At 38.0% G+C, this 13091-nt stretch carries 8 protein-coding genes and 2 pseudogenes; 4 read left to right on the top strand and 6 right to left on the bottom strand.

Annotated features, from left to right (window positions below; translation table 11 throughout):
• Nucleotides 1-107: 107 nt before the first annotated feature.
• Nucleotides 108-407, bottom strand: a pseudogene (locus V4B17_RS04560) (SH3 domain-containing protein); the annotation flags it as partial.
• Between the two features lie 334 nt (nt 408-741).
• On the opposite strand from V4B17_RS04560, the gene greA reads away from it, so the two are divergent.
• A complete protein-coding gene (greA, locus tag V4B17_RS04555) occupies nt 742-1215 on the top strand; it encodes a transcription elongation factor GreA (protein ID WP_455479021.1) in 474 nt (157 codons plus the stop codon).
• A gap of 6 nt (nt 1216-1221) precedes the next feature.
• Nucleotides 1222-2289, top strand: a pseudogene (locus V4B17_RS04550) (glycosyltransferase).
• A 286-nt stretch (nt 2290-2575) separates the two neighbouring features.
• On the opposite strand, the gene V4B17_RS04545 reads toward V4B17_RS04550, so the two are convergent.
• Nucleotides 2576-2815, bottom strand: a complete 240-nt coding sequence (locus V4B17_RS04545) for a hypothetical protein (RefSeq protein ID WP_455479020.1) — start codon at nt 2813-2815, stop codon at nt 2576-2578.
• A 46-nt stretch (nt 2816-2861) separates the two neighbouring features.
• On the bottom strand, nt 2862-4250 hold the full coding sequence (locus tag V4B17_RS04540) for a TrkH family potassium uptake protein (protein WP_455479019.1): 1389 nt from the start codon (nt 4248-4250) through the stop codon (nt 2862-2864).
• A gap of 314 nt (nt 4251-4564) precedes the next feature.
• Here V4B17_RS04540 and trxB point away from each other — a divergent pair, with 314 nt between their 5' ends.
• Together trxB and V4B17_RS04530 are read left to right on the top strand one after the other, a co-directional pair.
• Nucleotides 4565-5518, top strand: coding sequence for a thioredoxin-disulfide reductase (gene trxB, locus V4B17_RS04535; protein ID WP_455479018.1), 954 nt, complete (start codon nt 4565-4567; stop codon nt 5516-5518).
• A 36-nt stretch (nt 5519-5554) separates the two neighbouring features.
• The gene (locus V4B17_RS04530) at nt 5555-6460 is read left to right on the top strand and encodes a LysR family transcriptional regulator (protein ID WP_455479017.1); all 906 of its coding nucleotides are present in this window, start codon (nt 5555-5557) and stop codon (nt 6458-6460) included.
• 574 nt (nt 6461-7034) lie between these two features.
• On the opposite strand, the gene V4B17_RS04525 is transcribed toward V4B17_RS04530, so the two are convergent.
• The 3 genes from V4B17_RS04525 to carB form a co-directional block, all read right to left on the bottom strand.
• Complete coding sequence (locus tag V4B17_RS04525) at nt 7035-8237, bottom strand: pyridoxal phosphate-dependent aminotransferase (RefSeq protein WP_455479016.1); 1203 nt, start codon at nt 8235-8237, stop codon at nt 7035-7037.
• Nucleotides 8238-9122: 885 nt separating this feature from the next.
• Nucleotides 9123-9332, bottom strand: coding sequence for a cold-shock protein (locus V4B17_RS04520; protein WP_455465640.1), 210 nt, complete (start codon nt 9330-9332; stop codon nt 9123-9125).
• A gap of 266 nt (nt 9333-9598) precedes the next feature.
• Entirely contained in the window at nt 9599-13084 is a 3486-nt protein-coding gene (carB, locus tag V4B17_RS04515) for a carbamoyl-phosphate synthase large subunit (protein ID WP_455479015.1), read from the bottom strand.
• Between the last annotated feature and the right edge of the window lie 7 nt (nt 13085-13091).

Genomic DNA, 13091 nt, shown 5'->3' with positions numbered 1-13091 from the left:
GGTTTACTAGATGTTTTATTATTTTTCTCATTTATGCCATGATGATCTACAGAAAGGTATTTGTAATGATGTTCACTATGACTGTTATGGACATTGAGGTTGCATGTACTGCTACTTGTGACGGGAAGCGTTGCATATGTGCGATAAAGATCGTTTCCATCTTTAAATGAGAGGTAGCGAGATGATACCCAACCGATTTGAGAGTTATGTTTGATTTGGCACCAATTCTCTCTACAGGTTTGGACAAAGACCAATGTTCCTGCTGGAATTAAACCATGAAGCGTATGCTGCGTGCTTGGTCCTGCTCTAAAATTAAGATTGCTCGTTACAAAAGCATCTATGGCTCTAGATACTGTTATGTTTAGAAGGAGAGAGCAAAACACAAAAAAAAATACCAAATTTTTCATTTTTCCACAGAAGATTCCTTTAGAGGTTTCTCTTATTTCTCTCTTCATATAAAATTTCTGCTGCTAGACTATGATAAAACAGAAAAAATTACAATTGTTTCTTCTTTACACCTTGAATTATAGGATTTTATTTGAACATTTGAAGTCCTTTAATCATTGAATTTTGCTAAACAGAATTGGTGAATGCTTTCTTTTCCTTTTTATTTTTATATGGAAAATAGGGATGCTGTACTATATAATGTATGAAATTGTGGTTTTTGGATTCTAAAAGTGATTTTGGAAGCCATTTTTTGTGTTTTTATTAAACCTTCCGTGTAACAGAAAGGAACGGGTTATGAAAAAAGTTCCGATGACTACAGCTGGTTTTGAACGTCTTAAAGAAGAGTTGCGTTGGCGCCAACAACAGGAACGTCCAAGAATTATTGAAGCAATTTCTGAGGCGCGTGCACATGGTGATCTTTCAGAAAATGCCGAATACCATGCCGCTAAAGAGGCGCAAAGCCATAATGAGGGGCGTATAAATGAGCTTGAAGACTATATTGCGCGGGCAGAGGTTATTAATGTTTCGCGTCTTTCAGGCGATAAAATTAAATTTGGAGCCACTATCAAACTTTTGGATGAGGATACTGAAGAAAAAAAGGTTTATCAGATCGTTGGTGATCAGGAGGCTGATGTCAAAACTGGAAAAATTTCTATTTCCTCACCTATTGCACGTGCACTTATTGGTAAGCAAGAGGGCGATGTGATTGAAGTAAATGCACCAGGTGGTGCGCATAATTATGAAATTATTAAAGTTCAGTACATCTAAATTCTTATACGTGTATCTTTGAAAAAAACTGAAATTATTGCTCTTCAGTTTAAGAATTTTTTATCGAGAGTGGCATCTACGGTTGTTTAGCTCATTTCACTGCAGAGAGGATAAGGTGTACATATGTCCGTTTTTGGGTTTGGGTTGCCGAGCAATTTTCTGGCTCTTGCCTTTTAAAATATTTGTCGGCTTTGAAAAATCCCGAGGGAGGGGAGGTGTTGTGTTGTATTTGGCATGCACAGCGCAATATTGAGATGCTTTGTGGAGTCTTTTTGCGCGATGTTTTGCAGATGAAGCTTAAACTCACCTTTACATTGACTTTCAGCATCATAGTAAGCCTTTTGTCAAATGCTTGATTCGCCGTATGAATAAGGTTATTGCTACAAGTGCGTGTACGGGAGCTTGTCTAGAGGTGCCTCATAAAATTATCATGCATGGGGTGGATGTTGGGTGGTTTTTACAACCGAAAACTATTGATGGTCGCTTTTCTTCATCAGAACTTCTAGGAAAATATGCGGTGGGATGTTTTGGGCGCGTGCGTTATTTGAAGGACACTGATTTGTTTATAGATGCAATGATAGCATTATTGCCGCGCTATTCTGAGTGGACAGCACTTGTTGCTGGTTGTATGGCGGAATAGCGTTATAATTTTGAAAAAAATTACGTCAGAGGATTTCTGAATCCGGTTTGGATAATTGCATTATTTGTTTTGGTGAGAGGATTGATTTACTTTTGTGGTATCGTCTTTATCGCTTTATATTACACCTTCTCGTGTGGAAGGTTTTGTTTGATACCATTGGAAGCCATGATATCTTAGGCAGTTGTGGTGGATAGTGATGCAAGAATTTTAAAAAATTGATAGCAGAGAGAACAGGAACGGTTGTTAAACAAGGAGATGAGGCAGTGTTAATTACAGAAATTAAACTTTATTTTGCTGATTTATAAAAAACATTTGTGGCAGGGCAAAAAATTTTATCTTGTATTTGTATTCACTTTCCTATGGAGATTCTTGTAAATGAATATTCAATCATACAAATGTTATTTCATAAAATTGCGCATGTTTTGATACGATAATAAACGCTCAAAATTTTTGAAGAGATTTAGGATTTTATGCTCTTAGAGTGATGTGGATATTGTTATAAAGTACAAGTGTGGGGTATGTATTTTTTATTCTAGAAATTGGTGGGGCAGGAAATAATTGCTTTAACACACTCAATTCTAAATATTTTAGGTAAAATTTAGCGCCGTAAGTAAGGCTTGTATCGTTATTTTGTGGTACTAAGTGTGTAGGAAAAAGCAATAAGATAATTTATTTCCGATCAAGTGCACTGTAATGAAAAAATATTTTTACTAAAAATCATCACTGTTTCTTTCTTAATGATGAGCCATTGGTAAAAATATTGAAGTGTTGTCTGAATCCATTTTCTCTTTTTGATGAGGAAGATGCATAAAGCATAGAGTTATAAGATCTTTTTTGATGTGAAAGCTCTTGAGTAACACTTGATGGTTTTTTATGTGTTGCATTTATTTTAAATAGTTGATGTGCAAAAAAAGAGCGATTTAAAATCCTATTTGGAGGATAACTTTGTGTTGTTGACATAATGACACATTTAAAATTTTTTCATCAATTAAGCTACACATTAGAATTACTCACGCCAAAAAGCGGGAATAAAAAGTACGAATATAGTTATAATTTCAAGACGTCCAGCGAGCATTAAAAAACTTAAAAACCATAAGGCATTGTCATTGATTGTAGAAAAATTGCCAGCAGGTCCAATAATATCTCCAAAACCTGGCCCAATATTTGAAAGGGCGGTTAAGACACCTGTAAAGGCAGTGGTAAAATCAAGACCGGTAGTAAGTAAAAGTGCAGTACCAATAATAAGGCAGAACATATAAAGGCATACAAAAAACAAAATTGATTTGGCAACATCGCTTGATATATTTGCATGATCATAGCGAGCCTTTACCACTACATTAGGAGAAAGAAGTTGTGCTATATTTGTTTGTGTAATACGCCAAAGGATAATGAGGCGATTAATTTTTATACCGCCAGAGGTAGAACCAGCGCATCCGCCCATAAAGGAAACAATGAAAAAAATTCCAAGCGCAAAAGAACCCCAAAGTTGATAATCTTTAGCGCTATAGCCAGTGGTGCTAATGATAGAAGAAAGGTGAAAAATTACATCGAGAAAAATCCAATTGAAGGTACGCTGATCATAAAAACGCAACCATGCTGCTAAAGCAAAGCTAAAGAGAAAAACAGTAGTGAGAAAAACGATTACTTGTGGATCAAGGAAGCGTTTAGAGCGTCCAGGAAGCACTAATTTAACATAGAGCACAAAGGGTAAAGCAGAAAGCAACATAAAGATTGTTGAAACAATTAAAATAGCTGGCTTATCAGAAAAATGGCCAAAAGAGGTGTCGTGAGTTGAAAAACCAGCTGTTGCCACTGTGCTCATTGCGTGGTTTATGGCATCAAATAAATTCATGCCAGAAGCAAAATAAGAGAGCATACAAGCGAGTGTGAGTCCAACATAAGCTATGATAATTCCATTAGCAATGTGGTTGATGCGGGGTAGTATTTTTTCAGATTTATCTGATGATTCCATATGAAAAAGCTGGCTTCCCCCAACGCGCAGTGAAGGTAAAAGCAAGAGGGCTAGACCGATAAAGCCAATGCCTCCAATCCAGCATATAATAGAACGCCATAACAAAATACTCCGCGATAAATTGTCAAGATCAGTGAGTACTGTGGAACCTGTAGTTGTAATTCCAGAGACAGATTCAAAGATTGCGGCTGCTAGAGAAATTGGGAGAGGGGAAAGATAAAGGGGTAAGGCGCCAATAATGCTTCCTATTAGCCAAAGACAAACAGTAAGTATAAAGCCAAGCCGTGCTGAAAAACGACAGGTAGCACCCTTAGTAGCTAAAAGAATTAGCGTTGCCAACATGGTGGTGATGGCGTAAGAGTAGAGAAAAGCTATCCAATTGCGGTTGCTGTCGTGCAAACCCACAAAAATTGGCAGAAGCATTGCTCCTCCCATAATTAACGCAAAACGCGCACAGACATTGATAATAAATTGAAAAATGGCTGTTCCCTATCTTTGTATCGTTTTTTGTTACGGTTTTGTGCTCATAAAAATTTGCACTTTATTATCTTTATAAGACAAAGATTAATTTTTCTACATTAAGTGCATTTTTATAAATTGGTAATCGAAATTTTTTACCAAACTTGAAAAGAAATACGTATACAACATAGTTTAGACTGTTGAAAAATGTTTTTTAAAAGGCTGTATTCCATTATAATTTATAGAATAATTAGATAACAAAAAGTAAAGGGGATTTTATGGTACGATCGCATATTCGTTTGCTTATTATCGGCTCAGGGCCGGCTGGTTATACAGCGGCGATTTATGCGGCAAGAGCAATGCTCAAACCGGTTTTGATTGCTGGATTGCAGCAGGGTGGGCAATTGACGATTACAACGGATGTTGAAAATTATCCAGGATTTGCTGATCCAATTCAAGGACCATGGTTGATGGAACAAATGGCAAAACAGGCTGAAAACATGGGTACCAAAATTGTTTATGATAGTATTACGAAGGCTGATTTGTTGAAGTATCCTTTTATCTTGTACGGAGATTCTGGAACGCGATATTGTTGTGACGCGCTGATTATTGCAACGGGAGCGCAGGCGCGTTGGCTTGGTTTGGAAAGTGAACAGGCCTTTATGGGTGGTGGTGTTTCTGCTTGCGCTACATGTGATGGATTTTTTTATCGTGATAAGGATGTCATTGTTGTGGGAGGTGGAAATACAGCCGTTGAAGAAGCCCTTTATTTATCGCATTTGGCAAAAAGTGTAAGTGTGGTTCATCGGCGCAGTTATTTTCGGGCGGAAAAAATTTTGCAAGATAGATTGCTTGCTTGCAATAATGTGCGTGTTCTTTGGGATCATGTTGTAGAAGAAATCGTTGGTTTACCAGCCCAGGATTCAAGAGGAGCTGTTGTAACAGGCGCACGTCTGAAGAATATTAAAACTAATCAAGAAATTAAGGTAAATGCAGAGGGAATATTTATTGCTATTGGTCATGATCCTGCAGTTTCTTTGTTTGAAGGACAACTGAAACAAAAGCGAGGTGGCTACTTATGGACGGCACCAGATTCAACAGCAACAAGTATTGCTGGTGTGTTTGCGGCAGGTGATGTAACAGATGAAGTTTTCCGCCAAGCTATAACAGCGGCGGGAATGGGATGTATGGCAGCGTTGGAAGCGGAGCGTTTTTTAGATTTGCAAGCATAACATTCATTGAAAAAGTAAAAAATTAGAGGTAAAATTGTGACATCACCATTGGATTGGGATAGGTTGAGGGTTTTTCACGCAGTGGCAGAGGCAGGTTCGTTTACACATGCCGCCCAAGAGCTTCATTTATCCCAATCAGCTATTTCACGGCAGGTTTCAGCTTTGGAGCAGGATGTTGGTGTGTCCTTGTTTCAGCGCCATGCTCGAGGGCTAATCTTAACGGAGCAGGGTGAAATTCTTTACCGTGCAACGCATGATGTTTTAATGAAGCTTGAGAGTGCACGTTCGCAATTAAGTGAAAGTTGTGAAAAGCCAACAGGGGATTTACGTGTTACGTCGACTTTTGGAGTAGGGGCAGGGTGGCTTGTAGAGCGTATGCCAGCATTCCTTAGCCTGTATCCGGATATGCGGGTTCAGCTCTTGTTGGATGACAAAGAACTTGATCTGACGATGCGTCAGGCAGACTGTGCTGTTCGTTTACATCAGCCTCAACAGCCTGATCTTATACAAAGAAAACTCTTTACAATTCATATGCATGTTTATGCTTCGGAAAATTATATTGCGAATTATGGACAACCAAAAACATTATCTGAACTGGATGCACACCGTATTATTTCATTTGGTGAACCTGTTCCATCTTATTTATCTGGTTTAAATTGGTTGGAAAAGGCTGGAAGAAATGATGGATCTTTACGTTTTTCAGTCCTGCGAATCAATAATATTATTTCAATCAAGAATGCGCTTATACGTGATCTTGGCATTGCCGTGCTTCCTGATTATATCGTGAATAATGATAAGCGACTCGTCCGTCTTTTTCCTGAGATGCTTGATATCCCTTGTTTTGATACTTTTTTTTGTTACCCTTATGCCTTAAAAAATTTGGCAAAGCTGAAAGCTTTCCGAGATTATATTTTTTTGAAAGCTCGTCAGTGGGCTTTTTAATGGATGTGGATTTTTAGCTATGTGTTTCATGCATAGCAGATACGCTTAAGTCTTTATTGTGCTTCTCCTTATAAAATGACATACAATACCATCTCTTGATTATGTTGCCTCCCATTGCATTTTCTTGAGTGTTCCCTTACGAAAATCTACTAGATTGATTTTATCTTTGGAGATTTTCTAGATTTGCCGGGCGTTTGTCCGGCTTTTTTTGTTTCGCAATATAGCATCTGAGAATGCAGGCGTTTTAGAAGATGATAAGAGAAAAATTTTAAAGCTTTTATGAATTTGAAACATTTTTAAGTGCATCAAGATATGAAATATTGGGACTATGATGATGACTATTGCTGGGCAGAAAGGGTTTTATAAAAAATATAGGATTTTTAGACGGGAAATTTTCTGAGATGTCTCAAATTACATGAAGAAATACAAGCTTTATGAACACATCGAAGAATTTTCCTTTATATGCATTCTCTACAGAACCCATATATTCGTGCTATAACTCAATGGACTACAATTTTTTTGGATGTATCAACATCTAGTGACAGAAATATAGTAGTAGAAGATAGTGAGCGCTTTAAAGAAGGCTATCACAAAAGCGCTGTATACGTAGGCAAGCTTCTTCAAGTAACTTTTCTGATGTTGCATAAGAAATACGAAAAGCTGGTCCAAGTCCAAAAGCAGATCCATGAACAACAGCGACAGATTCTGCCTCCAGAAGCTCTATTACAAAGTCTTCATCACGAGTGATTACTTTACCTTCGGGGGTTTTTTTTCCAATGAGTTCTGCACAAGAAGGATAAACATAGAAGGCACCTTCTGGTGTTGGACAATGAATGCCAGGTGCTTGGTTCAGCATGGAAACGACAAGATCGCGGCGTGCTTGGAAAATACTTTTATTTCGAGCAATAAAATCTTGTGGACCAGTAAGTGCTTCGACGGATGCCCATTGTGAGATAGAACTTGTACCAGATGTTTGCTGACCTTGAATGATATCCATGGCTTTAATTAACTCTTTTGATCCTCCTGCATAACCGATTCGCCAACCTGTCATGGCATAGGCTTTAGAAACACCATTCATGGTAAGTGTACGGTCGTAAAGTTTTGGTTCTACTTCTGCTGGAGTGACAAAGTTAAAACCTTCATATGTGAGATGTTCATAAATATCATCGGCGAGGATATAAACATGAGGGTATTCTACTAAAACATCTGTTAGTTTTTTTAATTCGTCATGTGTATAAGTAGCACCTGATGGATTTGAAGGAGAGTTAAAAATAAACCATTTGGTTTTAGGGGTGATGGCAGATTCTAACTCTTGCGGTTGAAGTTTATAAGAAAATTCAGCTTTGGTTTCGACAAAAATAGGCGTGCCACTGTTGAGCGTAACCATTTCTGGATAACTAACCCAATAAGGAGATGGGATGATGACTTCATCCCCTTTATTTAAAGTTGCCATCAATGCATTGAAAAGGATTTGTTTACCACCGGTACCGACAATAATTTGTTCTGGCTGATAAGTGAGATTATTTTCTCTTTTAAATTTGTCTGCAATTGCTTGGCGCAATTCTGGAATACCAGATATGGGGGTATATTTTGTTTCTCCACGTCGAACAGCTTCAATGGCAGCATTTTTGATATTGTCTGGTGTATCAAAATCTGGTTCTCCAGCGCTTAAAGCAATAACATCACGACCTAACGCTTTCAAATGACGCGCTTTTTGGGAAACAGTAATTGTTGCAGAAGGTTTGATACGAGAAAGCCTATCGGCGATAAAAGCCATAATTTCAATCCTTATACGATACAAGAAAATGATTGCGGATTTGAAACTATTCTATAAGAGATTGCATCGTATGCAATAAAAAATTGCAGTGAAATGTTTAAGTTTTTACATCTAAAGAAGATTTGAGATGAAGGTGAACAGGCTAATGTTCTGTTTACAGAAAATAAGAATATTATCAGAGAGGAGTTTTACGTTAAAAGCAGAGATTGCAAAGGATTTATGATTTGTCGATAAAATTTTTTGGGTTCGCATAAAGATTAAAAATTTTTCTCTCCATTTTGTTTAAAGATGTAAGCGAAATGTAAGAGTCTTTTTTTCTTAGGTAAGTGGTATAGCATATCATAAAATATTATGCATTTTGATATGAGACGAGGGGAATATCATGATGTTTTAGAGGAATGTGTCAAGGATGATGAACGTGAGTTTATGATGGCTAATTCTTCTTCTTTGCACTCATCCTGGTCATTTTTTTTACTCCAACAGAAAAATATTGCGTAATTATGGTGAATATATTTACAAAGAACGATATCTTCCCGCATTCTTCTACAACAAAACAAACAGTTCAAGATATGTTTTCTTGCGATTTAATAAAAAAAATCTTTTCTATTTATGGAATATCTGAATTACGTTTCCGTTTTCTCTTGGTTTAGGTGAATAGATACATAGAGTTTAGGAAAATTTATTTCAAAAGAAGGATTTGTGTTTTAGTTTTTTGAGGTTTTATAGGAAAAAACGGTTTGCAGCGGTTATGGAAGATTTCAAAGAAATGTTGGGAATATCTTGGATCGTTGTGCAAAGCAAAAATCCAGTACTTTTTTATAAAAAGTAAAAAAACTCGCCCATGAAGGCGAGAATTTTTTATTAGAATGCAAGATTATTTAAAGACTAAAGTGCTGCAAGATTTCCAGCAGAAAATTTCCCAGAACGACGATCTTGAAGAACGTCATAGGAAATTTTTTGTCCTTCATTAAGATTACTTAAACCAGAACGCTCAACAGCAGAAATATGTACAAATACATCTGCGCTTCCATCACTAGGTTGAATGAATCCGAAACCTTTTGTTGTATTAAACCACTTAACTGTTCCTGTAGACATAGGAAACTCCTTAAAATATAAATTACATTGTGTACTGAGAGAAAAAATCCCTCAATACGGTTTTAGATCGAAATTAGGTGGGAGAAGTTTCGTCAAAGGTGCAGAGCGCACAGGAAAGAAAGCCACATAACCAAAAATCTTATGGGGATGAGTATAAAAGTTTTTATGATAAAAAGCAAGCCTTAATTGGTATTATTTATACAAATAAAAGATTGAGAGAGAATATAAAATATGAGTAGAATATACTTTCTACTATAGTGAAAAGTTCAAGTGAAATAACTTTGCAGTGAGCGCACTTCGAGGCACTTTTTTTTGAGTGCTTTGATGGCTTCCACGGCAGCTTCGGCTCCAGCTACTGTCGTATAATAGGGGACTTTTTGCATGAGTGCTGCGTGGCGTAATGATTTAGAATCGGAGATGGCACTGGCAGTACTGGTCGTATTAAAAATTAATTGAATTTTTCGATTGCGAATGGCATCTTCAATATGGGGATGTCCTTCTAAGACTTTGTTGATTTTTTTTGCCTCAATACCACATTCGGTAAGAAATTTATGTGTGCCACTTGTTGCTAAAATAGAAAAGCCAAGTTCACCTAAAAGTTTTACAGGATTTAAGATATGTTTTTTGTCTTCATCTCTCACAGAAACAAACAAAGTTCCTTCTTTTGGGAGCTCAACACCAGCTCCGAGCTGGGCTTTAGCAAAAGCAAGAGAAAATTCATAATCAAGTCCCATAACCTCACCAGTTGAGCGCATCTCCGGACCAAGAAGTGTATCAATACCTGAAAAACGCGCAAAAGGAAAAACTGCTTCTTTGACAGCAATGTGTTGTTTTTTCTGCAGAGAAGGTAAGCCGCCATAAGCCTGAAGGGCTTTGTGAAGAGTTTCTCCTGCCATAATTCGTGCGGCTATCTTAGCAATGGGGCGACCAATTGTTTTTGCGACGAAAGGAACCGTGCGAGAAGCACGGGGGTTAACCTCTAAGACATAAATTGTGTTATTTTTAATGGCATATTGCACATTCATCAAACCGCACACATGAAGTGCTTTCGCTAATGCTTTTGTTTGGCGCTCTAATTCAGCCACTATTTTATGGGAGAGTGTATGTACTGGTAACGAACATGCTGAATCACCAGAATGGATACCAGCTTCTTCAATATGTTCCATAATACCAACAATCAATGTTTCTTCTCCATCGCAAAGACAATCAATGTCAACTTCAATTGCTTCTGTGAGATAACTATCAAACAGAAGTGGATTTTTACCAAGTAATGTATTGATCTGCTCTGTTTTGTTGTTTGGATAACGAGCTTTTATATCTTCTGAAACCAATTCATGAACACTCTCAAGCAAATAATTTTGCAAGCTGCGTTCATCACGGATAATTTGCATAGCACGCCCTCCTAGAACATAAGAAGGGCGCACAATCAGTGGAAAACCTAATTCATGGGCAACGAGACGCGCCTGTTCAATTGAATGGGCAATACCATTTTGAGGTTGTGTTAGATTAAGTTTGAACAGCAATTTTTGAAAGTGATCTCTGTCTTCTGCTAAATCGATGGCTTCAGGAGAAGTGCCCAAAATGGGAATATTATGTTTTTTGAGTGCGCTTGCCAATTTCAGTGGTGTTTGTCCACCAAATTGGACGATGACTCCGACCAATTCGCCTTTTTGCTGTTCTGTTTCTAAAATAGCGAGAACATCTTCTGTTGTTAAAGATTCAAAATAAAGACGATCAGAGGTATCGTAGTCTGTCGAGACGGTTTCAGGATTGCAGTTAATCATGATGGCTTCAAATCCCGCATCACGTAGTGCAAAAGCAGCATGACAACAACAATAATCAAATTCAATACCTTGTCCGATGCGGTTTGGTCCCCCGCCTAAAATAGCAATTTTTTTGCGTTCAGAAACGTGTGCTTCTGAGTTTTCTATACCTGCAAAGGGAACTTCATATGTTGAATACATATAGGCTGTCGGTGAAGAAAATTCAGCTGCACACGTATCAATCCGTTTAAAAACGTGTTTGACATTAAGCGATTTGCGCAGAGCAGCAATATCATCCGGTTCTTGTCCTGTAAGGGTGGCTAAACGCGCATCCGAAAAGCCCATAGCTTTTAACATGCGTAAATTATCTGCATTTTTGGGCAGTCCATGGATGCGGATATATTGTTCCATTGCAATAATGGAGGCTATTTGTTCCAAAAACCATGGATCAATTTTGCTGATTTGGTGTATTTCATTTAAGGATAATCCCTTGCGCATGGCTTGAGCAATGTAACGTAAACGATCAGGGCTTGGTATTGCAATAGCGGAGCGTATGGAACTCTTTTCATCACCTTCAGCATGTTCAGGGATTACGATTTCATCAAGACCGGTAAGACCTGTTTCAAGTCCACGGAGCGCTTTTTGCAGTGATTCTTGAAAAGTGCGTCCTATCGCCATCACTTCTCCTACAGATTTCATCGCAGTCGTTAAGATGGTTGATGAACCAGGAAATTTTTCGAAAGCAAAACGAGGAATCTTGGTAACAATATAGTCAATAGAAGGTTCAAATGATGCTGGTGTTGTGCCACCTGTGATATCATTTTTTAATTCATCAAGTGTGTAGCCAACTGCTAGTTTAGCCGCTACTTTAGCAATTGGAAAACCTGTTGCTTTTGAGGCAAGCGCTGAGGAGCGAGAAACTCGCGGGTTCATTTCAATAACAATGAGGCGGCCATTTTCGGGATTAACAGCAAACTGTACATTGGACCCACCAGTTTCAACACCGATTTCACGGAGTACAGCAATTGAAGCATTGCGCATACATTGATATTCTTTATCTGTTAAAGTAAGGGCAGGGGCTACGGTAATCGAGTCACCAGTATGAATCCCCATAGGGTCAATGTTTTCAATGGAACAAACAATGATACAATTGTCGTTCTTATCGCGGACAACTTCCATTTCATATTCTTTCCACCCTAAAACACTTTCTTCAATCAAAACTTCCGTTGTAGGTGAAGCTTCAAGTCCTCGTTCAATGATTTCATAAAATTCAGAGCGGTTATAAGCAATTCCTCCGCCGGTACCACCAAGAGTGAATGAAGGACGGATAATCGCTGGAAGACCAACGATATCAAGAGCTTGAACTGCTTTTGCGGTAGCATGTGCGATATAATGTTGTTTACGGTCAGCCTCTTTATGGCGCCAATTGCGTTCAAGGTCTTCTAATGCTTTGTCAAGAGCATTACCGGAAAGTTTCGCTTTAAGTTCATCACGCATTTTTGCATGCTGTCGGCGATTTTCTTCTTTAAGTTCTGTTGCATTGGCTAATATAGACCGTGGTGTTTCCAAACCAATTTTTGCCATTGCCTTGCGAAATAAAGCACGGTCTTCAGCTTTATCAATCGCATCGGCATTTGCACCTATCATTTCAACGTGATAGCGGTCTAAAATGCCCATACGCTTTAACGATAAGGCTGTATTAAGGGCTGTTTGTCCTCCCATAGTTGGTAAAATAGCATCTGGACGTTCATGAGCAATAATTTTGGCAACTATTTCAGGAGTAATGGGTTCAATGTAAGTTGCATCAGCTAAGTCTGGGTCTGTCATAATGGTGGCAGGATTAGAGTTCACCAAAATAATTCGGTAACCTTCTTCTTTTAATGCTTTACAAGCTTGTGTGCCTGAATAGTCAAATTCACATGCCTGACCAATAACAATAGGTCCTGCTCCAATGATGAGAATAGATTTTATATCTGTGCGCTTTGGCATGGTCTTT

This window comes from Bartonella sp. B23 (assembly GCF_053793815.1).
The sequence above is the reverse complement of the archived record's forward strand: the minus strand, read 5'-3'. Positions and strand labels throughout refer to the sequence as shown.